A 23,157-nucleotide genomic window follows, 5' to 3' on the forward strand; every position below is an offset into this window, starting at 1 on the left:
CGCCGTTGCCTGATCCCTGCGGGTTCGGCGACAGGCGGCTCGAACGAAAGCGCGCGCCCCCTTAGCCAGGGCTTCAGCGCTTCCCAGTGAATGCCTGTCACAATCTTCCACGTCATGAGGGGGAACTTCAAGAGGCATGCCCGGAGCTGGACTGTGCCACGCAGTGCGCCCGGCTTCCGCCGCCTTGCGTCGGGTTGCTGCAGCCCGAAATCGAAAACACCTATGGCACCCGCATCGCTTGTGCGATAGCTTTAGCCATGCGCTATGTGATTGTCATTGCCGCCATCGCGTTCTTCCTGATCTGGGACGGCCTCTACAATCAGGGCCAGTATCTCGATGTCGCGGTCAGGGAGGTTTCCCACGCGGTGCGCTACGTCACCGGCAAGGCCTAGACATCCTTCCGAATCGCGATGCGCCGCACTTTATCCCTGATGCGCGCGAAATAAGGCCAGGCACCGATCGAGACGCGTCGCCAGGGCATGTGGCGCCATGGCCGGTTGACGCGAAGAGACCGCCGTCACAAAAGACCTCGACATTCAGATCGAGGAGGCGGGATTGATCCGGCATATCGTTTTCTTCAGCGCGCGGCGCAAGGAAGATGTGGAAGCAGTTCGCAACGGGCTGCTGGCGCTCGGCGAAATTCCTCATTCCAGCCTCTTCGAAGTCACTTTGAACACCAAGGTCGACCCGCTGTCGGATGAAGTTGATGTCGTCGTCTACGCGGAATTCGCCGATGACGCGGCGCTCGCCGCCTACAAGGCGCATCCGCTCTATGCGCGAACCACCAGCAAGGTCAAACCATTGCGCGAGCTGCGCTATTCCGCCGATGTCGTGACTGGGAGCTGATACAGAGCCTGCTCCGGAAGCCGCCGTTCGCGGCGCGTCGCGCACAAGCTGGCAGTACGTGAAGCCGCCGGGAAGGTTGTTGGCGTTCCAGGCTCTCAATTCGGCGAGCGCGATGGCGGAAGGCAAAGTCTGCCCGGTGCCGCTGCCGGCGGCATTGCGATCAAGTCTTGAACCAATCTGCCGAATGATGCACATCGCGCTTCCATGGCTCGAACCCGCATTCATCCGCTCGACCACCTAGTTCTGCCGACGCGGAGCCTCGATGCGGCACGCGCCCGGCTCAACGCACTTGGCTTCGTCGTCGCCCCGACCGGCATCCATCCCTTTGGTACGGAAAATTGCTGTGTTTTCTTCACCGACGGCACCTATCTCGAACCGCTCGCGATTGGTGATCAGCAGGCGGCCGCGAAAGCCATCGCCGAGGGCAATGTCTTTGTCGCGCGCGACCGCCTTTATCGCGAAAGCCGTGGCTACGAGGGCTTTTCCGCAGTGGTTCTTGGCACGGACAATGCCGATGGTGACCATGAACGCTATGTCGATGCCGGCCTGTCGGCGGGAGACACGCTGAGCTTCTCGCGAGCCTTCATCGATACGGCGGGCAAAAGCGATACGGCGTCGTTCAAGCTCGCCTTTGCTTCGGCTCATGGCCAAACGGACGCATTTCTTTTTGCCTGCCAGCGCATCAATGCGCCGAAAGTGGACCGCGCAGCACTGCAGGCTCACCCCAATGGCGTCGACGGAATTGTCGAGGTGATTGCAATCAGCCGCGCTCCCGCCGGGCAGCACCGGCTGATTTCAGTGGCGGTCAACGATCCGGCCGCCGATGCGCAAGACGGCTCTTTTCACCTGCCGAACGCGGTCTTGACCGTGCTGGACGCCGCCTCTTTCGGGGCGCGCTTCGCAATGCCGGCCGGGGCGCCATCGGAATTGCGCTTCGCCGCCGTGGTTTTTTCGATACGCGACATTGACGTCGCCGCAAGCTTGCTTGCGGCCAATGCCATCGAACACGATATGTCGGGCGATGACATTATCGTGCAGCCGGCGGCTGGGCAGGGCGCGGCGTTTATCTTTCGGGAGATCCAATGAGCAACCCCCTGTCACCCAATTCGTCGGTAACCGTCGGCAACGTCGTCTTCGACAATGCGGCACCCCTGGCGCTGATCGCCGGGCCATGCCAGTTCGAATCGCGCCAGCACGCCTTCGACATGGCCGGTGCGCTGAAGGAACTGACCAGCAGGCTCGGCATCGGCCTCGTCTACAAGACCAGCTACGACAAGGCCAACCGCACCTCGCTCTCGGCGACACGTGGCGCCGGCATGGACGCCGCACTTCCTGTCTTCGATGAATTGCGCAGGGAATTTTCGTTGCCGGTGCTTACCGATGTTCACACCGAGGAGCAGTGCGCCATCGTCGCGCCGCATGTCGATGTGCTGCAGATACCGGCCTTTCTCTCGCGCCAGACCGACATGCTGGTCGCCGCCGCGAGGACGGGCAAGGTCATCAATGTCAAGAAGGGGCAGTTCCTCGCGCCCTGGGACATGAAGAACGTGGTCGCCAAGATCACCGGGTCCGGCAATGCCAATGTGCTGACCACCGAGCGCGGCGCTTCTTTCGGCTACAACACGCTGGTGTCGGATATGCGCGCTTTGCCTGTCATGGCCGAGATCGGCGCGCCGGTGATTTTCGACGCTACCCATTCCGTGCAACAGCCGGGCGGGCAGGGCGGGTCGTCTGGCGGGGAGCGCCGCTTTGTCGAGACGTTGGCCCGCGCGGCCGTTGCCGTCGGTGTTGCCGGCGTCTTCATCGAAACGCATCAGGATCCCGACAATTCGACGTCATCAGACGGCCCGAACATGCTGCCGCTGAAAGACATGCCGGCACTTCTGGAACGGCTGATGGCCTTCGACAGGATCGCAAAGGGCTGAAGAGCCGACATCTTGTGGCGGACAAGCCCGGGTTGTACGCTTGTTCGGCAAATGTACGCTTTGGCAGGAGGAAGCCATGTCCGTTGCCCGCGTCACCGAAATCACCTCGTCGTCCAAGAAGAGCTTTCAGGACGCCATCGAGAAGGGAATTGCGCGCGCCTCGAAGACCCTGAAGAACGTCGAGGGAGGCTGGATTCAGGATCAGAAGATCGTTGTCGAGGACGGCAAGATCGCGGCCTATCGCGTTAATATGAAGGTGACTTTTATCCTCGCGGAGTGATCAGGCAGCCGCCAAGAAAGTCGGGAACTTTCGCCCGCGCCCCTCATTGTCAGGCAGAGATCAACGACAACGAGGAGTACGATAATGACAACCCAGACAGGCCACACCGAAGCCATTGCTGCTTCGCGAGTCATCGGCACTACCGTCTACAACACCCAAGGCGACAGCATCGGCAGCATCGAGGACGTCATGCTCGACAAGACGTCGAACGGCATCATGTTCGCGGTGATCGGCTTCGGTGGCTTCCTCGGCATTAGCGAGAAGTACCACGCCATTCCTTGGGCAAGCCTCGACTATGACGAGGAGAGAGGCGGCTACGTCGTGCCCTTCACCAAGGAACAGCTGAAGGCAGCGCCTGCCCATTCGATCAACGAACTAGCCGGTGCGGATGGTGAGAGCGCGCGCGACGAGTCCTATCAGTATTACAAAGTCGCGCCCTATTGGCATTGATGCCACAACTGAAAAAGGGGGTCGTTTCGACGGCCCCCTTTTCGATTCAAGGTAACGCTACTCGCTGATCTGCGAAGCCGCCAAAGGCGCAACGGCCTTTGGCGGTGGCTGCTGATTGTCGCACGACGTCAGGAACGCCGCGGCGATCAGGAACAGACTGACAATACCGCTCAACTCAGACATGGCGAAACTCCTCCTGTTTCGCCCCGCGCGATCACACCTATAACTCGGAAATGCGCGTCTGGTGCATGACTTATGATGACAGAAACTTGCGCTTCGTGAATCCGGCGGGCGGCAATATTCGGTGGGCGCCCGATTGCCTTTTGCGTCGCTTTGGCTAAGACGGGCGCGACGCTTTCTTCAGATCAATCGAGGACATCGCAATGACCGCCATCATCGACATTGTCGGGCGTGAAATCCTGGACAGCCGTGGAAATCCGACCGTCGAGGTCGATGTCGTTCTCGAGGACGGTTCGATGGGCCGCGCCGCTGTGCCTTCAGGCGCCTCGACCGGCGCCCATGAAGCCGTTGAGCTGCGCGACGGTGGCGCCCGCTATCTCGGCAAGGGCGTGCTCAGGGCCGTGGAAGCGGTTAATGGCGAACTGTTCGAGGCGATCGGTGGCATGGAGGCCGAAAACCAGATCCATATCGATCAGACCATGATCGAGCTCGACGGCACGCCCAACAAGAGCCGGCTCGGCGCCAACGCCATACTAGGCGTTTCGCTGGCGGTGGCGAAAGCCGCGGCTGACGCCGCCGGCCTGCCGCTCTATCGCTATGTCGGCGGCGCCAAGGCGCATGTCCTGCCCGTGCCGATGATGAACATCATCAATGGCGGCGCGCATGCCGACAACCCGATCGACTTCCAGGAGTTCATGATCCTGCCGGTCGGCGCGCCGACGCTGCGCGAAGGCGTGCGCTGGGGTTCGGAAATCTTCCACACGCTGCGCAAGAAGCTGAAGGATGCCGGCCACAACACCAATGTCGGCGACGAGGGCGGCTTCGCGCCGAACCTGAAGAGCGCGCCGGTGGCGCTCGACTTCATCATGGAATCGATCGAGAAGGCAGGGTTCAGGCCGGGCGAGGAGATCGCACTCGGCCTCGATTGCGCCGCGACCGAGTTCTTCAAGGACGGCAACTATGTCTATGAGGGCGAGAAGAAGACGCGTGACCCCAAGGCGCAGGCCAGATATCTCGCCAAGCTCGCCGCCGATTATCCGATCATCTCGATCGAGGATGGCCTTGCCGAGGATGACTGGGAAGGCTGGAAGTACCTGACGGATCTGATCGGCAAGAAGACGCAGCTTGTCGGCGACGATCTCTTCGTCACCAACACGGCGCGCCTGCGCGACGGTATCCGCATGGGCGTTGCCAATTCGATCCTGGTCAAGGTCAACCAGATCGGCTCGCTGACCGAGACGCTCGACGCGGTCGAGACCGCGCACAAGGCGGCCTACACCGCCGTCATGTCGCATCGTTCGGGGGAGACCGAGGATTCGACCATCGCCGATCTCGCCGTCGCCACCAATTGCGGGCAGATCAAGACCGGCTCGCTGTCGCGCTCCGACCGCATGGCCAAATACAACCAATTGATCCGTATCGAGGAAGAACTCGGCAAGCAGGCGCGTTACGCCGGCAAGTCGGTGGTCAAGAGCTGACCCGGCCTGGATCGTCGATATTGGAAGGGCGGGCCATCCCGCCCTTTTTCATTTCAGGCCAGCCTGGGCGACGTCCCGTAACCGTCCGTTAAGCACAGTCAGGCGAAAAAGGGCTTCTGGCCGTTCGAGTTCGCGGCCACGGGGAAACGGTTCATGTGGACGCGTCAGCACAAGCAGAGAAACACCGGGCGGCTGATCATTCCCTCCTTGTGCGTGGTCTTCCTGGCCTATTTCGGCTTCCACGCCTATCACGGCGAATTCGGCATCAATTCCAAATACAAGCTCGAGGCCGAGACGCTCGCGCTGCAGGGACAGCTCGATGCGATCCAGGCGCGCAGGATGGACCTCGAGCGGCGCGTCAAGCTCATGCACGACGGCACGCTGGAGAAGGACATGCTGGACGAGCAGGCACGTCGAGCGCTCAATCTGTCCCAGGCTGATGAAATCACCATCATGCTGCCGGCCTCCGCCAAGTAACCTATTTTCGGTTAATCACCAATATTTTCAATGATTTTAATCGCTTAGGCGCATGCCAGCTATGCAATTTCGACATGGCGGAACGTCTTTCTACGTGTTAGCCTCCCATAAATCGAAGGGGAGGGCGATCTCCCCGGGGCAGGTTGATCTTGCTCCAGTGTCCGCAAAGAGACGCCAACAGGGAGTGATGCATGGCCACCGCAGCCAGAAAAGCGCCTGCCAAATCGAAATCCGACGGCAAATCCGGCCTGTCGGCACCCAAGCCCGCTGACTTCACCAAGGACGAGGAGCTTGCCGCCTACCGGCACATGCTGCTCATCCGCCGCTTCGAGGAAAAGGCCGGCCAGCTCTACGGCATGGGCTTCATCGGCGGCTTCTGCCATCTCTATATCGGCCAGGAAGCGGTCGTAACCGGGATGAAGATGGCGCTGATCGACGGCGATCAGATGATAACAGCCTATCGCGACCACGGTCACATGCTGGCGATGGAGCTTTCGCCGCGTGGCGTGATGGCCGAGTTGACCGGCCGCCGCGGCGGCCTGTCCAGGGGCAAGGGCGGCTCCATGCACATGTTCTCCAAGGAGAAGCATTTCTATGGCGGTCACGGCATTGTCGGTGCGCAGGTGTCGCTCGGCACCGGCCTCGCCTTCGCCAACCGCTACCGCGGCAACAACAATGTCTCGCTGACCTATTTCGGTGATGGCGCCGCCAACCAGGGCCAGGTCTATGAGAGCTTCAACATGGCCTCGCTGTGGAAGCTGCCGGTGATCTACATCATCGAGAACAACCGCTACGCCATGGGTACCTCGGTTTCGCGCTCTTCAGCGGAGACCGACTTCTCGCACCGTGGCGCTTCCTTCAAGATTCCCGGCATCCAGGTCGATGGCATGGATGTGCGCGCGGTCAAGGCCGCCGGCGATCTTGCCACCGAATGGTGTCGCGCCGGCAATGGCCCGCTGATCCTCGAGATGCAGACCTACCGCTATCGCGGCCACTCGATGTCCGATCCGGCGAAGTACCGGTCGAAGGAAGAAGTGCAGAAGATGCGCTCCGAGCACGACCCGATCGAGCAGGTAAAGGCGCGGCTCATCGAGAAGAAGTGGGCGACCGAGGACGAATTGAAGACCATCGACAAGGAGGTTCGCGACGTCGTCGCCGACGCCGCCGAATTTGCCCAGAACGATGCGGAGCCGGATCCGTCCGAGCTCTGGACCGACGTCGTGTTGTAAAGGGAGGGCCAGGACATGCCGATCGAAATTCTCATGCCCGCTCTCTCGCCGACCATGGAAGAGGGCAATCTTTCCAAGTGGTTGAAGAACGAGGGCGACAAGGTCGTAGCCGGTGACGTGATCGCCGAGATCGAAACCGACAAGGCGACGATGGAAGTCGAGGCCGTCGACGAAGGCACGCTGGGCAAGATCCTGATCGCGGCCGGCACCGAGGGCGTCAAGGTCAACACGCCGATCGCCGTTCTGCTGCAGGACGGCGAGAGCGCCGCCGATGTCGGCAAGTCAGCTGCTCCCGCCAAGGCCGAAGCGCCGGCAAAGGCGGAAGCCCCGGCCGAGGACAAGGCGGAACCGGCAAAGCCGGCCGCCGCAGCCGTCGCGGCCGCGCCGAAAACGGAAATCGCCGCCGATCCGGACATTCCGGCCGGCACCGAGATGGTCTCGACCACGGTGCGCGAAGCGCTGCGTGACGCCATGGCCGAGGAAATGCGCCGCGATGGCGATGTCTTCGTCATGGGCGAGGAGGTCGCCGAATATCAGGGCGCCTACAAGATCACGCAAGGCCTGCTGCAGGAATTCGGGCCGCGTCGCGTCGTCGACACGCCCATCACCGAGCACGGCTTTGCCGGCGTCGGCGTCGGCGCGGCAATGGCCGGACTGAAGCCGATCGTCGAGTTCATGACCTTCAACTTCGCCATGCAGGCGATCGACCAGATCATCAACTCCGCCGCCAAGACGCTCTATATGTCGGGCGGCCAGATGGGCGCGCCGATCGTGTTCCGTGGGCCGAACGGCGCCGCGGCCCGTGTCGCGGCACAGCACTCCCAGTGCTACGCCGCCTGGTATAGCCACATTCCAGGCCTGAAAGTCGTGATGCCTTATACGGCGGCCGACGCCAAGGGCTTGCTCAAGGCGGCGATCCGCGACCCGAACCCGGTCATCTTCCTCGAGAACGAGATCCTCTACGGCCAGTCCTTCGACGTGCCGAAGCTGGATGACTTCGTGCTGCCGATCGGCAAGGCGCGGATCCACAAGACGGGCAAGGACGTCACCATCGTCTCGTTCGGCATCGGCATGACCTATGCGGTCAAGGCGGAAGCAGAGCTGCGCGGCATGGGTATCGATGCCGAGATCATCGATCTCAGGACCATCCGTCCGCTCGATCTCGACACCGTCATCGCCTCGGTCAAGAAGACCAACCGGCTGGTCGTGGTCGAAGAAGGCTACCCGCAGAATTCGGTCGGCGACCATATCGCCAACCAGGTTTCGCAACGCGCCTTCGATTTCCTCGACGCGCCGGTCATCACCATTGCCGGCAAGGACGTGCCGATGCCTTATGCGGCCAACCTCGAAAAGCTGGCATTGCCGAATGTCGGCGAGGTCATCGAGGCGGTCAAAGCCGTCGCATATCGCTGAATCGGACGGGAGGACAAAATGCCAATCAACATCACCATGCCGGCGCTCTCGCCCACGATGGAAGAGGGCAATCTGTCAAAGTGGCTGGTCAAGGAAGGCGACAAGGTTTCGCCCGGCGATGTGATCGCCGAGATCGAGACCGACAAGGCGACGATGGAGGTCGAGGCTGTCGATGAGGGAACGGTTGCCAAGCTCGTCGTGCCGGCCGGTACCGAAGGCGTCAAGGTCAACGCGCTGATCGCCGTGCTTGCCGCCGAAGGTGAGGATGCGGGTGCTGCCGCCAAAAGCGGTGGCGATGCCGCACCGGCGAAAGCCGAAGCGCCGAAAGCTGAAGCCTCAAAGACCGAAGCGCCGAAGGCTGAGGCGCCAAGGACCGAGGCGCCGAAGCCCGAGCCTGTCTCGGCAACTCCAGCCGCCGCCAATGGTCATGCGGCTGGCGAACGTATCTTTGCATCACCGCTTGCCCGTCGTATTGCCAAGGACGCTGGAGTCGATGTTTCTGCCGTGACCGGCACCGGCCCGCACGGCCGCGTCGTGAAGGCCGATGTCGAAGCCGCGATGGCCGGTGGCGACGCCAAGGCGGCACCCGCCGCCAAGGCTCCGGCCGGCGCGCCAGCGGCTGCCGCCGCACCAGCAGTAAAGGCGATGTCGGACGATCAGGTGCTGAAACTGTTCGAGCAGGGCTCCTACGACCTAGTCCCGCACGACAACATGCGCAAGACCATCGCGCGGCGCCTCGTCGAGGCCAAGACCACCATCCCGCATTTCTACCTGACGCTCGATTGTGAACTCGACGCGCTCCTGGCGCTGCGTTCGCAGCTCAATGCGGCCGCACCGGTGAAGAAGACCGACAAGGGCGAAGCACCCGCCTACAAGCTCTCCGTCAACGACATGGTGATCAAGGCGATGGCGATGGCGCTGAAGGCGGTGCCGGACGCCAATGCCTCCTGGACCGAAAGCGCCATGGTCAAGCACAAGCATGCCGATGTCGGCGTTGCCGTGTCGATCCCCGGCGGCCTGATCACACCGATCATTCGGCGTGCGGACGAAAAGACGCTGTCGACCATCTCCAACGAGATGAAGGATCTGGCCAGCCGTGCGCGCAGCCGCAAGCTGAAGCCGGAAGAATACCAGGGCGGCACCACGGCGGTGTCGAACCTCGGCATGTTCGGCATCAAGGATTTCGCCGCGGTGATCAATCCGCCGCATGCGACGATCCTGGCGGTCGGCGCCGGCGAGGAGCGGGCGGTGGTCAGGAATGGCGAGATCAAGATCGCGACCGTGATGTCGGTGACGCTGTCGACCGACCATCGTGCGGTCGACGGCGCGCTGGGAGCGGAACTCTTGGTCGCCTTCAAGAAGTTGATCGAAAACCCGATGGGCATGCTGGTCTAGGTGGGGCTCCGCCTTGGCCTGCCGGGCCTGGTAGCCGTCCCTGCGCAATGGCTATTCGGAGGCTGGGCGTGTGAGACGCGGCCTGACTGTTGAAAGGGCGGGTTGAACCGATGAAGACGGTGCTTTGCTATGGTGACTCGCTGACCTGGGGCTACGATGCCGAGGGTGGCCGCCATGCGTTGCAGGACCGCTGGCCAACTGTGCTGCAAGCCGGGCTCGGCGACGATGTCCAGGTCATCGCCGATGGCCTGAATGGACGCACCACGGCCTTCGACGATCACCTGGCAGGTGCCGATCGCAATGGAGCACGGCTGCTGCCGACGGTTCTGACGACGCACGCACCGATCGACCTGATCGTCATCATGCTTGGCGCCAACGACATGAAGCCCTGGATCCATGGCAATCCGGTCGCGGCCAAGCAGGGCATCCAGCGGCTGATCGACATCGTGCGCGGCCATGACTATCCGTTCGACTGGCCGGCGCCGCGGATCCTGATCGTTTCGCCGCCTCTTGTCAGCCGCACCGAAAATGCCGACTTCAAGGAAATGTTCGCCGGCGGCGATGACGCCTCGAAGCAGCTTGCGCCGCAATATGCGGCACTCGCCGACGAAGAGGGGTGCGGCTTCTTCGATGCCGGCACAGTGGCGCAAACCACACCGCTCGACGGCGTCCACCTCGACGCCGAAAACACGCGAAATATCGGCAAGGCGTTGACGCCAGTCGTGCGCGTGATGCTGGAATTGTGATTGAAGGAGAAAACCGTGGCTGAGAACTACGACGTCATCATCATCGGCTCCGGTCCCGGCGGCTATGTCACGGCGGTGCGTTCCGCCCAGCTCGGCTTCAAGACGGCGATCGTCGAGCGTGAGCATCTCGGCGGCATCTGTCTCAACTGGGGCTGCATTCCGACCAAGGCGCTGCTGCGCTCGGCCGAGATCATGCACTATTCGGATCACCTGAAGGATTATGGCCTGAAGCTCGACGGCGGCAAGATCAGTGCCGATACCGCCGCTGTCGTCGATCGGTCGCGGAAAGTGTCGCTCAGGCTCAATGGCGGCGTCGCCTTCCTGATGAAGAAGAACAAGGTCGACGTCATCTGGGGCGAGGCCAAGTTGTCAAAGCCCGGCGAAATCGTGGTCTCCAAGACGGCCAAGAAGCCCATGGAACCGCAGCCGCCGGTGCCGAAAGGCGTCAAGGGCGAGGGCACCTACACCGCCAAGCACATCATCCTGGCAACTGGTGCCCGACCGCGCGCGCTGCCCGGAATCGAGCCGGATGGCAAGCTGATCTGGACCTATTTCGAGGCCATGGTGCCGAAGGAGATGCCGAAGTCGCTGCTGGTGATGGGCTCGGGCGCCATCGGCATCGAATTCGCCTCTTTCTATCGCACCATGGGCGTCGAGGTGACCGTGGTCGAGCTGCTTTCGGCGGTGATGCCTGTCGAGGACGCCGAAGTCTCGAAGTTCGCGCAAAAGCAGTTCGAAAAGCAGGGCATGAAGATTATTCTCGAGGCCAAGGTGACCAAGGTCGAGAAAGGAGCGAACTCGGTCACCGCGCATGTCGAGATGAAGGACGGCAAGGTCGAGAAGATCACCGCCGACCGGATGATTTCGGCAGTCGGTGTACAGGGCAATATCGAGAATCTCGGCCTTGAAGCGCTTGGCGTGAAGACCGATCGCGGCTGCGTCGTCATCGACGGCTACGGCAAGACCAACGTACCCGGCATCTACGCCATCGGCGATGTCGCCGGTCCCCCGATGCTTGCCCACAAGGCCGAGCATGAGGGCGTGGTGTGCGTCGAAAAGATCGCCGATTTTCCCGGTGTTCACGCGACCGACAAGCTCAAAATTCCCGGCTGCACCTATTGCAACCCGCAGGTCGCCTCCGTTGGCTTGACGGAAGCCAGGGCCAAGGCCGAAGGCTGGGATATTCGCGTCGGTCGCTTCCAGTTCGCCGCCAACGGCAAGGCGATCGCGCTTGGCGAGGACCAGGGTTTCGTCAAGACCATCTTCGACAAGAAGACCGGTCAGCTGCTCGGCGCGCACATGGTCGGCGCCGAGGTCACCGAACTGATCCAGGGCTTTGTCGTGGCGATGAACCTGGAGACGACCGAGGAAGAGCTGATGCACACGATCTTCCCGCATCCGACGCTGTCGGAGATGATGAAGGAAAGCGTGCTCGACGCCTATGGTCGCGCCTTGAACGCATGATAGATTCGCAGCGGGAGACTCAGCTTCGACAGTCGCGGGATCGCGACGGCGAGGCAGTTCGTTTCCGGAGAACTTTTTACTCGCGCAAGGAGAAGGCATATGCACTTGAATGGCGTGGGCTGGATCGCAGCCATCATCATCGGCGGCCTGGCAGGCTGGTTCGCCGAAATGGTCATGAAGAGCAACACCGGCATATTCATGAACATCGTCATGGGGATAGTTGGCGCGGTGGTGCTGAACGCCATCCTGCAGGCGCTTAATATCGGCGTGTTCGGAGTAGGCTGGATCGCCTATCTGATCACCGGTTTCATCGGTGCCTGCCTGCTTATCTGGGTCGGTCGCATGGTGCGCCGCTAGTCGCTATCGTCCCGGCTATGCGAAAACGGTTGCAGTCGCATGCGCCGCTGCAGCCTTTTTCTTTGTGCTGAAAAGTCCTAGATGACGTGAAAGTGACGATCGCCGACGCGCGGTCGCAAGAAAGGCCAGGGTTCAGATGGTCACTGTCCTCGACACGATCGCCAACGCGCCGCGGCTGCGGCACCCCGAGAAGGCGCACAAGCCCGACCAGGAAGTGCTGCGCAAGCCGGACTGGATCCGCGTCAAGGCGCCGGTTTCGAAGGGCTATGCCGAGACACGCGAGATCGTCAAATCCCACAAGCTGGTGACCGTATGCGAAGAGGCCGGATGCCCCAACATCGGTGAGTGCTGGGAAAAGAAGCACGCTACTTTCATGATCATGGGCGAGATCTGCACCCGTGCATGCGCCTTCTGCAATGTCGCCACCGGCATACCGACCGCGCTCGACCTCGATGAGCCGGCCCGCGTCGCGCATGCCGTCAAGCAGATGGGCCTTACCCACGTCGTCATCACCTCGGTCGACCGCGACGATCTCGCCGATGGTGGTGCCCAGCACTTCGCCGACGTGATCCGGGCGATCCGGGCGGCAACGCCTCAGACGACGATAGAAATTCTGACGCCGGATTTCCTGCGCAAGGACGGCGCGTTGGAGATCGTCGTGGCGGCCAGGCCCGACGTCTTCAATCACAATCTCGAAACCGTGCCGTCGAACTATCTGAAGGTCCGGCCGGGCGCCCGCTATTTCCACTCGATCCGGCTGCTGCAGCGGGTCAAGGAACTCGATCCATCAATCTTCACCAAGTCCGGCATCATGGTGGGTCTGGGCGAGGAGCGAAACGAGATCCTTCAGCTGATGGATGATTTGCGTTCGGCCAATGTCGACTTCATGACCATTGGCCAGTACCTGCAGCCGTCGAAGAAGCATCATCCGGTGATCCGCTTCGTCACCCCCGAGGAGTTCAAGTCCTTCGAGACGATCGGCAAGACCAAGGGTTTCCTGCTGGTGGCGTCGAGCCCGCTGACGCGCTCGTCGCATCACGCCGGCGACGACTTCGCCAGGCTGCGCGCCGCCCGCGAAGCGCAGTTCCAGAAATCGGTCTGATGGATGTCGCCCAAAAGTGGTCTCGGTTGGGAGAACGACATGCATGGAAATGAAGAAGCCAAAGCGCGTCGCATGAATCCATTGCGACGCGACGCGCTTTAGAGCCGGGTTCATGCCGAAATTCGAAGCCACCCGCCGCGTTGCCCACACGCCGCAGCAGATGTTCGCACTGGTCGCCGATATCGAGGCTTACCCGCAATTCCTGCCGCTTTGCGAAGCACTGACGGTACGCTCGCGCAAGGAGCGCGACGGGCGCACCATCCTCGTTGCCGATATGAGCATCGGCTACAAGGCGATCCGCGAGACCTTCACGACGCAGGTGCTGCTGAAGCCCGACGAAAACGCCATCGATGTGAAGTATATCGACGGCCCCTTCAAATATCTGACCAATGTCTGGCGTTTCGAGCCAGACGGTGCTGGCTGTGCCGTACGCTTTTTCATCGACTACGAATTCAAGAGCCGCATCCTGGGTGCGCTGATGGGCACGATGTTCGACCGTGCCTTCCGTATGTTCGCCGAGGCTTTCGAAAAGCGCGCCGATGTCATCTATGGAACCGCGCCATCGGCCTGATATCGACCGAGTGCATGCAGACCCAGTTCCAGCGCATGCCGGACGGTTTCGCGGCGGATGAAATCGCGACCCTGGTCGGCAAACAGCTTGTGTTCCGCCATCACGGCCTTGCCCTCCAGGCCGACGCCGAACCAGACCAGGCCGACCGGCTTTTCCACAGAACCGCCACCCGGGCCGGCAATGCCAGTGACCGCCAGCGTCAGCCCGGCGCGCGAACGGGCAAGCGCACCCTCTGCCATCTCGATGGCTGTCTCGCGGGAAACCGCGCCATGCGCGTCGAGCGTGGTGGCGCGGACGCCGAGCATGTCCATCTTGGCTTCATTGGAATAGGTGATGAAGCCGCGGTCGACCACGGCGGAAGAACCGGCAATGTCGGTCAATGCGGCGATGATCATGCCGCCGGTGCAGCTTTCCGCGGTCGCCAGCATGATGCCGCGCTCGCGGCAAGCTTCAAGCAGGGCGGCTGCCAGGTCGCCGTGGGTCATTCGGGAACCTCGCCGGGAAACACCACACTGGCGGTGGCGATCGCCGCGATGCCTTCCTCGCGGCCGACGAAGCCGAGCTTCTCGTTGGTTGTCGCCTTGATCGAGATGCGGTCGGGCGAAATGCCCAGCATCTGCGAAAGGACTGACGTCATCGCCTCACGATGCGGGCCGACACGCGGCGCTTCGCAGATCAGCGTGATGTCGGCATTGGCGATGCGTCCGCCGCGCTCGCGCACCAGGCTTGCCGCATATTCGACGAAGATCCGCGACGCAACGCCCTTCCACCGCGGGTCCGACGGAGGAAAGTGCGTGCCGATGTCGCCGGCGCCGCAGGTCGCGAGCAGCGCGTCGGTCAGGGCGTGCAGGCCGACATCGGCGTCGGAATGGCCAGACAATTTCCTGTCATGAGGAATGGCGACGCCGCACAGGGTGACATGGTCGCCGGGCTCGAAGGCATGGACATCGTAACCGTTGCCGGTGCGGATGTCGGGGAAGTGTACCCGCTCGCTGGAAAGCCGCTGGTGCGCCATGGTGATGTCCCGTGCCCATGTGAGTTTGACATTGTCCGGCGAGCCAGGAACGAGCTTTACCGGCATTTGCATCCATTCAGCGATCGACGCGTCGTCGGTAAAGTCGGTTTTGCCCCTGTTGTAGGCTTCCTCATGCATCGTCATGATCGCGAGGAAGGGAAAGCCTTGCGGCGTTTGCGCCGCATGCAGCCCGCTCCTGGGGACTGTCTCGCCAACCGTGCCCGATACCGACTCGCGTTTCAGCGTGTCGGCAACGGGCAGGGCAGGAAGCGCACCTTCGCGCTCGCCGATGGCCGCGATGGTTCGGTCGATCAGGTCCGCGTCGACGAAAGGGCGAGCGGCGTCGTGGATGAGGACCTTGTCCGGCGCGTAGCTTCTTAGCGCCCGCAGTCCGAGCCGAACCGAATCCTGCCTGGTTGCGCCTCCGGCGATCGCCGTCACCCGATCGGCATCGTTGCCGACCGCTTGGTGAAAAAGCTCGCGGTCCTCGGCATGAATGGCAACGACGATCCGACCGATGAGCGGGTGCGCCAGGAATATATCGATGACACGAGCGATGATGGCCCGACCACCAATTCGTTGATATTGCTTGGGCCCATCGGTCTGCCCGGCGCGTGCGCCGCGACCGGCCGCGACGATAACCACCGCGACTTTGCCACTCGGATCCGAAGCCTGATTTTCAGTTGCGCCAGTCATGCAGTCCGGTCCTAGTCGCGGCCAAGGCCGAAGGCCAGCATTTTTCCCAATTGCGCCTTAATGTGGCGTCATTGCGCGTTGCACATTTCTCTCGATCTGGCTAGTGAATGTGCAACGAATGGACATGCTTGGTTTTTGTGCATGGTTAACTTGATCAGATTGGCCGCGCCGCTCGATATCGGCGGCGTGATAATCCGCAACCGCGTCTTCCTCGCGCCGATGTCGGGGATCACGGACGAGGCCTTCAGGCAGCGCGCCCATGCGCATGGCGCAGGCCTGGTCGTCTCCGAAATGGTGGCCAGCGGCGAGCTCGCCAAGGGCAGGGCCGGCTGCGACCTGCGCATACGTCATTCCGGCCTGCCCGTCCACATGGTGCAGCTTGCCGGCCGTGAGGCTATCCACATGGCCGAAGGCGCACGGATTGCCGCCGGCGAGGGCGCCGACATCATCGACATCAACATGGGCTGTCCGGCCAAGAAGGTCACCGGTGGCTATGCCGGCTCGGCATTGATGCTGGACCTCGACCACGCGCTCTCGCTGATCGAAGCCGTGGTTGGCGCCGTCACGGTGCCGGTAACGGTCAAGATGCGGCTGGGTTGGGACGAGGCCGCACTTAACGCTCCCGTCCTGGCGCGCCGTGCCGAGCAGGCGGGCGTCAGGATGGTCACGGTCCATGGCCGCACACGCTGCCAGTTCTACCAGGGCAAGGCGGATTGGCGTGCCATCGCTCGCGTCAAGGAAGCCGTATCCATCCCTGTCGTGGCCAATGGCGATGTCTGGTCCCCGATCGAGGCGGCCGCCATTATCGAGCAATCCGGCGCCGATGCGGTCATGGTCGGCCGCGCCCACTATGGCGCGCCATGGGTCGCCGGTAGCATCGCTGCCGCGGCGGCGGGCGAAACGGCGACCAACGTGCCAGGGGATCCCGCGGCGCTGGCCGACTATATCGTCGCCCATTACGAGGACATGCTGGCGCTGTATGGCATCGAGAGCGGCTTGCGCCAGGCGCGCAAGCATCTGGGCTGGTATCTCGATCGACACGCCGGGGGCGTCGATGGCGAGACCAGAAAAGCGATCATGACCATGGTCGAGCCGGCCCGTGTCATTGCCTTGCTGCGCGATGTGTTTTCGCGCGCTCCGCAAACCCTGACCATGCGGAGCGCCGCATGACCGCCGCCGCCGGCCAGGGCACTGAAATAGCCGATGCCGCCCAGATCGTTCTGAATACGATCCGCCGCCCGGTGATCATGATCAGCGAGGAAGGCTTCATCATCTTCGCCAATGCCGATGCCGAGGACTTCTTCCGCTCCAGCGCGACCATGCTGGCGCGCAACACCCTGTCCAAGCTCATACCCTTCGGCAGCCCGTTGCTGACGCTGGTAGACCAGGTGCGCGAGCGCCGCGCGCCGGTCAACGAGTACCGGGTCGACGTCTCGTCACCGCGCCTGGGCATCGAAAAGGTGGTCGATCTCTATGTCGCGCCGGTGCCGGAGTTTCCGGGCTCCGTCGTGGTCATGTTCCAGGAGCGGTCGATGGCGGACAAGATCGACCGGCAGATGACGCATCGTGGCGCCGCGCGCTCGGTGACCGGCCTGGCGGCAATGCTGGCGCATGAGATCAAGAACCCGCTTTCCGGCATCAGGGGGGCGGCCCAGCTGCTCGAACTGTCCGCTTCCGATGAGGATCGCGCGCTGACTCGGCTGATCACCGACGAGACGGATCGCATCGTATCGCTGGTCGATCGTATGGAGGTGTTTTCCGACGAGCGGCCGATCGATCGCTACCCCGTCAACATCCACGTCGTGCTCGATCATGTGAAAGCGATCGCAAAGAATGGTTTCGCGAAGAAAATCAAGATATTGGAGGATTACGATCCATCATTGCCTCCAGTATTCGCCAATCGCGACCAGCTGATCCAGGTGTTCCTCAACCTGATCAAGAACGCCGCCGAGGCGATCGGCAGCGATCCCCACGGCGAGATCGTGCTTTCCACCGCCTTCCGGCCCGGCATTCGCGTTTCGGTTCCGGGCACGCAGGACCGCGTATCGCTGCCGCTGGAGTTCTGCGTGCGCGACAATGGTTCCGGCGTCTCGGAAGATATCCTGCCGATCCTGTTCGATCCCTTCATCACCACCAAGCCGAACGGCTCGGGGCTGGGGCTGGCGCTGGTCGCCAAAATCGTCGGTGAACATGGCGGCATCATCGAATGCGATTCGACGCCGCGCGCGACGACGTTCCGGGTTCTGATGCCGGCCTGGAAGGAAACGGCGCTGGTCGGCGATCAAGACGGCGAAGGAGACCGCAAATGACCGTTCGCGGCAATATTCTCGTCGCCGACGACGATGCAGCCATCCGCACCGTCCTCAATCAGGCGCTGTCGCGCGTCGGTCACGAGGTGCGCGTCACCTCCAACGCCTCGACCCTGTGGCGTTGGGTGGCGGCAGGTGAGGGTGATCTCGTCATCACCGACGTCGTGATGCCGGACGAGAACGCTTTCGACATGCTGCCACGCATCAAGAAGGCGCGGCCGGAACTGCCGGTCATCGTCATGAGCGCCCAGAACACCTTCATGACGGCGATCCGCGCTTCCGAAACAGGCGCCTACGAATATCTGCCGAAGCCCTTCGACCTGACCGAGCTCCTCAAGATCGTCAACCGCGCGCTGTCGGAGCCCCGGCGGCCCAAGATCGATGCCCGGCAAGAAGAGCAGCCCGAGACGATGCCGCTGGTCGGCCGTTCGGCCGCCATGCAGGACATCTACCGCATGCTGGCGCGCATGATGCAGACCGACCTGACGGTCATGATCTCGGGCGAATCGGGCACCGGCAAGGAACTGGTGGCGCGCGCGCTGCATGAATACGGACGCCGCCGTGGTGGTCCGTTCGTTGCCATCAACATGGCGGCGATCCCGCGCGATCTGATCGAATCGGAATTGTTCGGCCACGAGAAGGGCGCGTTCACCGGCGCGCAGAACCGATCGACCGGCCGCTTCGAGCAGGCAGAGGGCGGCACGCTGTTCCTCGACGAGATCGGCGATATGCCGATGGAGGCGCAGACGCGCCTGCTGCGCGTCCTGCAACAGGGTGAGTACACGACGGTCGGCGGCCGCACGCCGATCAAGACCGATGTGCGCATCGTTGCTGCCACCAACAAGGACCTGCGCACGCTGATCAACCAGGGCCTCTTCCGCGAGGACCTTTTCTACCGTCTCAACGTCGTGCCGCTCAGGTTGCCGGCGCTGCGAGAGCGCTCCGAGGACGTGCCCGATCTGGTGCGCCATTTCTTCAAGCTCGGCGAGATGGAAGGGCTGCAGACCAAGCGTATCTCGTCCGGCGGTATCGAACTGATGAAGCGCTATCCGTGGCCAGGCAATGTGCGCGAGCTGGAAAACCTCGTTCGCAGGCTGGCCGCGCTCTATTCGCAGGACGAGATTTCCGCCGAGATCATCGAGGCGGAGCTCAAGACAGGCGAGCGCCCGGTCGTGCCAGGCGCCGGCAACCTCATTCCCGACGATCTTTCCATCGGCCAGGCGGTGGAGCATTTCCTGCAGCGCTATTTCGCCTCCTTCGCAGGCGAATTGCCGCCCGCGGGTCTCTACGAGCGCATTCTGTCCGAAGTCGAATATCCGTTGGTGCTGGCTTCGATGACGGCAACCCGCGGCAATCAGATCAAGGCCGCTGAGCTTTTGGGCCTCAACCGCAACACCCTGCGCAAGAAGATTCGCGAATTGGGCGTCAACGTCTACAAGTCGTCCCGCCAGACCTGAGTCCGGGCCAAGCACACGATCTTTTCGGGGGACCGACGGGAGAAAGAGTCCCCCTGTTGTCACACTTGTTGCATAATCGCCACAATGCGTTGCATAGATCGGACGCAATCACTGGCTCTAAACGACGACATGGCTCCGCGGAAACCTCAACTCAACCAACCGCTCTTCAGCGGCGCGCGCGACGGACGTCGCCTGCTGGCACTGACGGGCGTGGTGGCGGTCGTCGGTGCCCTGGTCGTGGCGGCGATTTCGTTCGCCATCCTGGTCGGTGCGACACCGATCGCACCGGACGCCAAGGCGACCTGGGCGCTGATCGCTCTCAACGCCGCCTTCGTGCTCATTCTCATCGCGTTGGTTGGACGCGAGGTGCACCGCATCGTCATGGCGCGCCGGCATGGCAAGGCGGCGTCCCGGTTGCATGTGCGCATCGTTGCCATGTTCGCGCTGGTCGCCGCCATTCCCGCCATCATGGTGGCGATCATCGCCTCGATCACGCTCGATATCGGCCTTGATCGATGGTTCGAGATTCGCACCAAGACGATCGTCAATTCTTCGTTGTCGATCGCGGATGCCTATGTCCAGGAAAACGCCCGCAACCTGCAGGGCACGACGCTGTCGATGGCCTACGATCTCGATGCGTCGCGAACGCTCTACGGCCTCGATCGCACCGGTTTTCTCGACCTCATGAACAAGGAAGCCGTGGGCCGCTCGCTGGCGCATGCCGCGCTGATCAAGCCCGACGGCTCCTTCGTCATGAGCGCCAAGACCGACGCCGATTTCGCCATGCCGGAACCACCGGAAGGAGCGGTTGCCACCGCCACCGACGGCAAGCCTGTGCTGATCGAGCCGCGCACGCGCAACATCATGGGCGCTATCGTCAAGTTGCGTGAGATCGAGGGCCTCTATCTCTACACCATCCGTCTTGTCGACCCCGAGGTGATCAAGGCGCGGCAGATCGTCAGGTCCAACACCGACGAGTATCGCAATCTCGAGGACAACAGGCGCACCTCGCAAGTGGCGTTTGCGCTGCCATATCTGTCGTTGACCCTGATCATCATCCTGTCGGCAATCTGGACCGGCATAGCCGTTGCCGACCGACTGGTGCGGCCAATCCGTCAACTGATCGGCGCGGCCGATGAGGTCGCGACCGGCAATCTCGATGTCGCGGTGCCGGTGCGGCCATCCGATGGCGATGTCGCCTCGCTTGGCGACACGTTCAACAAGATGCTGCTGGAGCTCAAATCACAGCGCAACGAGATCTTGTCGGCGAAGGACCTGATCGACGAGAGGCGGCGTTTTTCGGAAGCCGTGCTTGCCGGTGTCACCGCCGGCGTCATCGGCGTCGATCCTTACGGCATCATCACCATCGTCAACCGTTCCGCCGAATCGATGCTGGCCATTTCCGCCAGCGCGGCGCTCGGGCAGAACCTTTCCGCGATCCTGCCGCATGTCGGCCGCGTCTTCGAGATCGGCCGCAAGTCCGGCAAGCCCGTCTACCGCGAGCAGGTGACTTTCTATCGCGCCGGCGCCGAGCGGACCTTCAATGTGCAGGTCACCATCGAGGCCGGCGACGACGGCTCGGAGGAAAAATCCTATGTCGTGACGGTGGATGACATCACCGATCTGGTACAGGCCCAGCGTTCGTCCGCCTGGGCCGACGTGGCGCGGCGCATCGCCCACGAGATCAAGAACCCGCTGACGCCGATCCAGCTTTCCGCCGAGCGTATCAAGCGCCGCTATGGCAAGGTCATCACCGAAGATCGCGAAGTTTTCGACCAGTGTACCGACACGATCATCCGGCAGGTGGAGGACATTGGCCGTATGGTCGACGAGTTCTCGGCCTTCGCCCGCATGCCAAAGCCCGAGATGAAGGCCATCGACCTGCGCGAATCGCTGCGCGAGGCTTCGTTCCTGGTCGAAGTCAGCCGTGCCGACATCACCTTCGAGCGGATATTCGGCAACGAACCGCTCAAGGGCACTTTCGACAGCCGGTTGATGGCCCAGGCCTTCGGCAATGTGATCAAGAATGCCGCCGAGGCTATCGAGGGGCTGGAACAGAAGGACGGTTCGCACGGCATAATCCGGATTCAAGCCGGCCGCCAGAATGGCGCGATTCGCATCGACGTCATCGACAATGGCAAAGGCCTGCCGCGCGAGAATCGCCAACGGTTGCTGGAGCCTTATATGACCACACGTGAAAAGGGCACCGGGCTTGGCCTCGCTATCGTCAAGAAGATCGTGGAGGACCATGGGGGCCGGCTGGAGCTCAATGACGCGCCCACGGATTTCCATGGCGGGCGCGGCGCCATGATCAGCATCATCCTGCCCTCCGCGACCGGCACACTGCCGCGCGGCGAAAATAGGGCGGACCACGAGAGAGAAACTGAAAAGGTCGGTAATGGCGTCTGATATTCTCATCGTCGATGACGAAGAAGACATCCGCGAACTTGTCGCAGGCATCCTGAGCGACGAGGGTCACGAAACCCGTACGGCATTCGATGCCGACAGCGCCCTTGCGGCCATCGCCGATCGAGCGCCGCGGCTGATCTTCCTGGACATCTGGCTGCAGGGTTCGCGGCTGGACGGCCTGGAGCTGCTCGACGAGATCAAGACCATGCACCCGAGCCTGCCCGTGGTGATGATTTCAGGCCACGGCAACATCGAAACGGCGGTTTCCGCCATCCGTCGAGGCGCTTATGACTTTATCGAGAAGCCATTCAAGGCCGACAGGCTGATCCTCATTGCCGAACGTGCGCTCGAGACCTCGAAATTGCGCCGTGAGGTTTCCGACCTCAAGCTGCGCAGCGGCGAGACGTTCGATCTGATCGGCATGTCGTCGGCGATGAGCCAGTTGCGCCAGACCATCGAGCGCGTCGCGCCGACCAACAGCCGCGTGATGATCGTTGGCCCCTCCGGATCAGGCAAGGAACTGGCGGCACGCGCCATTCACACCCTGTCGGCGCGCAAAGGGGCCCCGTTTGTGACGCTGAGCGCCGCCAACATCACGCCCGAACGCATGGAGATCGAACTGTTCGGCACCGAATCGAACGGGGTCGAACGCAAGGTGGGAGCGCTGGAGGAAGCCCATCGCGGCATCCTCTATATCGACGAAGTGGCCGACATGCCGCGCGAGACGCAGAACAAGATTTTGCGCGTGCTGGTCGAACAACAGTTCGAGCGGGTAGGCGGTACAAAGCGGGTCAAGGTCGATGTCCGCATCATTTCCTCAACCTCGCAGAACCTGGAGGCAATGATCGCCGACGGCCGTTTCCGCGAGGATCTCTACCACCGTCTCGCCGTGGTGCCGGTTATGGTGCCGGGGCTGGCCGAGCGGCGCGAGGACATTCCCTATCTCGTCGACAATTTCATGAAGCAGATCGCCCGCCAGGCCGGCATCAAGCCGCGCCGTATCGGCGATGACGCACTGGCCGTGCTGCAGGCGCACAATTGGCCGGGCAACGTGCGCCAGCTGCGCAACAATGTCGAGCGGCTGATGATCCTGGCACGTGGCGACGACGTCGATGCGCCGATCACCGCGGATCTGCTGCCGTCCGAAATTGGCGATGTCATGCCGCGCACGCCGAACCAGTCGGACCAGCACATCATGGCGCTGCCGCTGCGCGAGGCGCGCGAACAGTTCGAAAAGGACTATTTGATCGCCCAGATCAACCGGTTCGGCGGCAACATTTCAAAGACGGCCGAGTTCATCGGCATGGAGCGCTCCGCCTTGCATCGTAAACTGAAATCGCTGGGCGTCTGACGCGCGG

Annotated in this window: 24 protein-coding genes; 21 read left to right on the forward strand and 3 right to left on the reverse strand. The window is 62.3% G+C overall.

The window, feature by feature from the left end; genetic code table 11:
• The first annotated feature begins 257 nt into the window (after positions 1–257).
• The 6 genes from LB556_RS31560 to LB556_RS00960 all read left to right on the forward strand — a co-directional run bounded on the left by LB556_RS31560 (position 258) and on the right by LB556_RS00960 (position 3,501).
• On the forward strand, positions 258–392 hold the full coding sequence (locus LB556_RS31560) for a hypothetical protein (protein ID WP_263485047.1): 135 nt from the start codon (positions 258–260) through the stop codon (positions 390–392).
• A gap of 163 nt (positions 393–555) precedes the next feature.
• Complete coding sequence (locus LB556_RS00940; protein ID WP_224562201.1) at positions 556–846, forward strand: Dabb family protein; 291 nt, start codon at positions 556–558, stop codon at positions 844–846.
• Positions 847–1,050: 204 nt separating this feature from the next.
• Positions 1,051–1,932: a VOC family protein gene (locus tag LB556_RS00945; RefSeq protein ID WP_224562202.1), complete on the forward strand. Its 882-nt coding sequence runs from the start codon at positions 1,051–1,053 to the stop codon at positions 1,930–1,932.
• Entirely contained in the window at positions 1,929–2,771 is an 843-nt protein-coding gene (kdsA, locus tag LB556_RS00950; protein ID WP_224562203.1) for a 3-deoxy-8-phosphooctulonate synthase, read from the forward strand. The genes LB556_RS00945 and kdsA overlap by 4 nt, the downstream gene beginning before the upstream one ends.
• Before the next feature lie 76 nt (positions 2,772–2,847).
• Positions 2,848–3,051, forward strand: a complete 204-nt coding sequence (locus LB556_RS00955; protein ID WP_224562204.1) for a dodecin family protein — start codon at positions 2,848–2,850, stop codon at positions 3,049–3,051.
• A gap of 84 nt (positions 3,052–3,135) precedes the next feature.
• Positions 3,136–3,501 (forward strand): PRC-barrel domain-containing protein, encoded by a 366-nt coding sequence (locus tag LB556_RS00960; protein WP_224562205.1) that lies wholly within the window; start codon positions 3,136–3,138, stop codon positions 3,499–3,501.
• Positions 3,502–3,558: 57 nt separating this feature from the next.
• Here the strand turns inward: LB556_RS00960 and LB556_RS31565 are convergent, their stop codons facing one another.
• Positions 3,559–3,684, reverse strand: coding sequence for a hypothetical protein (locus tag LB556_RS31565; protein WP_263485048.1), 126 nt, complete (start codon positions 3,682–3,684; stop codon positions 3,559–3,561).
• A 200-nt stretch (positions 3,685–3,884) separates the two neighbouring features.
• Between LB556_RS31565 and eno the strand changes: the two genes are divergently transcribed.
• From eno to LB556_RS01010, 10 genes are all read left to right on the forward strand, one after another.
• Entirely contained in the window at positions 3,885–5,159 is a 1,275-nt protein-coding gene (eno, locus tag LB556_RS00965) for a phosphopyruvate hydratase (protein WP_224562206.1), read from the forward strand.
• Positions 5,160–5,312: 153 nt separating this feature from the next.
• Positions 5,313–5,636, forward strand: a complete 324-nt coding sequence (locus LB556_RS00970) for an FtsB family cell division protein (RefSeq protein ID WP_224562207.1) — start codon at positions 5,313–5,315, stop codon at positions 5,634–5,636.
• Between the two features lie 191 nt (positions 5,637–5,827).
• Positions 5,828–6,865: a pyruvate dehydrogenase (acetyl-transferring) E1 component subunit alpha gene (gene pdhA, locus LB556_RS00975; protein ID WP_224562208.1), complete on the forward strand. Its 1,038-nt coding sequence runs from the start codon at positions 5,828–5,830 to the stop codon at positions 6,863–6,865.
• Between the two features lie 15 nt (positions 6,866–6,880).
• Complete coding sequence (locus LB556_RS00980; protein WP_224562209.1) at positions 6,881–8,278, forward strand: pyruvate dehydrogenase complex E1 component subunit beta; 1,398 nt, start codon at positions 6,881–6,883, stop codon at positions 8,276–8,278.
• 18 nt (positions 8,279–8,296) lie between these two features.
• The gene (locus tag LB556_RS00985) at positions 8,297–9,673 is read left to right on the forward strand and encodes a pyruvate dehydrogenase complex dihydrolipoamide acetyltransferase (RefSeq protein WP_224562210.1); all 1,377 of its coding nucleotides are present in this window, start codon (positions 8,297–8,299) and stop codon (positions 9,671–9,673) included.
• 110 nt (positions 9,674–9,783) lie between these two features.
• Positions 9,784–10,419, forward strand: a complete 636-nt coding sequence (locus tag LB556_RS00990; protein WP_224562211.1) for an SGNH/GDSL hydrolase family protein — start codon at positions 9,784–9,786, stop codon at positions 10,417–10,419.
• 15 nt (positions 10,420–10,434) lie between these two features.
• Positions 10,435–11,883 (forward strand): dihydrolipoyl dehydrogenase, encoded by a 1,449-nt coding sequence (gene lpdA, locus LB556_RS00995; protein WP_224562212.1) that lies wholly within the window; start codon positions 10,435–10,437, stop codon positions 11,881–11,883.
• A gap of 99 nt (positions 11,884–11,982) precedes the next feature.
• On the forward strand, positions 11,983–12,240 hold the full coding sequence (locus LB556_RS01000) for a GlsB/YeaQ/YmgE family stress response membrane protein (protein ID WP_224562213.1): 258 nt from the start codon (positions 11,983–11,985) through the stop codon (positions 12,238–12,240).
• A 136-nt stretch (positions 12,241–12,376) separates the two neighbouring features.
• Complete coding sequence (gene lipA / locus LB556_RS01005) at positions 12,377–13,342, forward strand: lipoyl synthase (protein ID WP_224562214.1); 966 nt, start codon at positions 12,377–12,379, stop codon at positions 13,340–13,342.
• A 112-nt stretch (positions 13,343–13,454) separates the two neighbouring features.
• Positions 13,455–13,913, forward strand: a complete 459-nt coding sequence (locus LB556_RS01010; protein ID WP_224562215.1) for a type II toxin-antitoxin system RatA family toxin — start codon at positions 13,455–13,457, stop codon at positions 13,911–13,913.
• Here the strand turns inward: LB556_RS01010 and LB556_RS01015 are convergent.
• Both LB556_RS01015 and LB556_RS01020 read right to left on the reverse strand, forming a co-directional pair.
• Positions 13,889–14,398: a CinA family protein gene (locus tag LB556_RS01015; RefSeq protein ID WP_224562216.1), complete on the reverse strand. Its 510-nt coding sequence runs from the start codon at positions 14,396–14,398 to the stop codon at positions 13,889–13,891. The genes LB556_RS01010 and LB556_RS01015 overlap by 25 nt on opposite strands.
• Positions 14,395–15,624 carry a bifunctional 2-C-methyl-D-erythritol 4-phosphate cytidylyltransferase/2-C-methyl-D-erythritol 2,4-cyclodiphosphate synthase gene (locus tag LB556_RS01020; RefSeq protein ID WP_224562217.1) on the reverse strand — a complete coding sequence of 410 codons (1,230 nt, stop codon included), beginning with the start codon at positions 15,622–15,624 and terminating at the stop codon, positions 14,395–14,397. Before LB556_RS01020 ends, LB556_RS01015 begins: the two co-directional genes overlap by 4 nt.
• A 141-nt stretch (positions 15,625–15,765) precedes the next feature.
• Here LB556_RS01020 and dusB point away from each other — a divergent pair, with 141 nt between their 5' ends.
• The 5 genes from dusB (at position 15,766) to LB556_RS01045 (ending at position 23,150) form a co-directional block, all read left to right on the forward strand.
• A complete protein-coding gene (gene dusB, locus LB556_RS01025; RefSeq protein WP_224562218.1) occupies positions 15,766–16,794 on the forward strand; it encodes a tRNA dihydrouridine synthase DusB in 1,029 nt (342 codons plus the stop codon).
• Positions 16,791–17,933, forward strand: a complete 1,143-nt coding sequence (locus LB556_RS01030; protein WP_224562219.1) for a two-component system sensor histidine kinase NtrB — start codon at positions 16,791–16,793, stop codon at positions 17,931–17,933. Before dusB ends, LB556_RS01030 begins: the two co-directional genes overlap by 4 nt.
• Positions 17,930–19,390 carry a nitrogen regulation protein NR(I) gene (gene ntrC / locus LB556_RS01035; protein WP_224562220.1) on the forward strand — a complete coding sequence of 487 codons (1,461 nt, stop codon included), beginning with the start codon at positions 17,930–17,932 and terminating at the stop codon, positions 19,388–19,390. Before LB556_RS01030 ends, ntrC begins: the two co-directional genes overlap by 4 nt.
• A gap of 84 nt (positions 19,391–19,474) precedes the next feature.
• On the forward strand, positions 19,475–21,799 hold the full coding sequence (locus tag LB556_RS01040; protein ID WP_411908553.1) for an ATP-binding protein: 2,325 nt from the start codon (positions 19,475–19,477) through the stop codon (positions 21,797–21,799).
• Positions 21,789–23,150 carry a sigma-54-dependent transcriptional regulator gene (locus LB556_RS01045; protein WP_224562222.1) on the forward strand — a complete coding sequence of 454 codons (1,362 nt, stop codon included), beginning with the start codon at positions 21,789–21,791 and terminating at the stop codon, positions 23,148–23,150. Before LB556_RS01040 ends, LB556_RS01045 begins: the two co-directional genes overlap by 11 nt.
• Positions 23,151–23,157 lie beyond the last annotated feature (7 nt).

The organism is Mesorhizobium sp. ES1-4, from assembly GCF_020164745.1.
GTDB lineage: Bacteria > Pseudomonadota > Alphaproteobacteria > Rhizobiales > Rhizobiaceae > Mesorhizobium.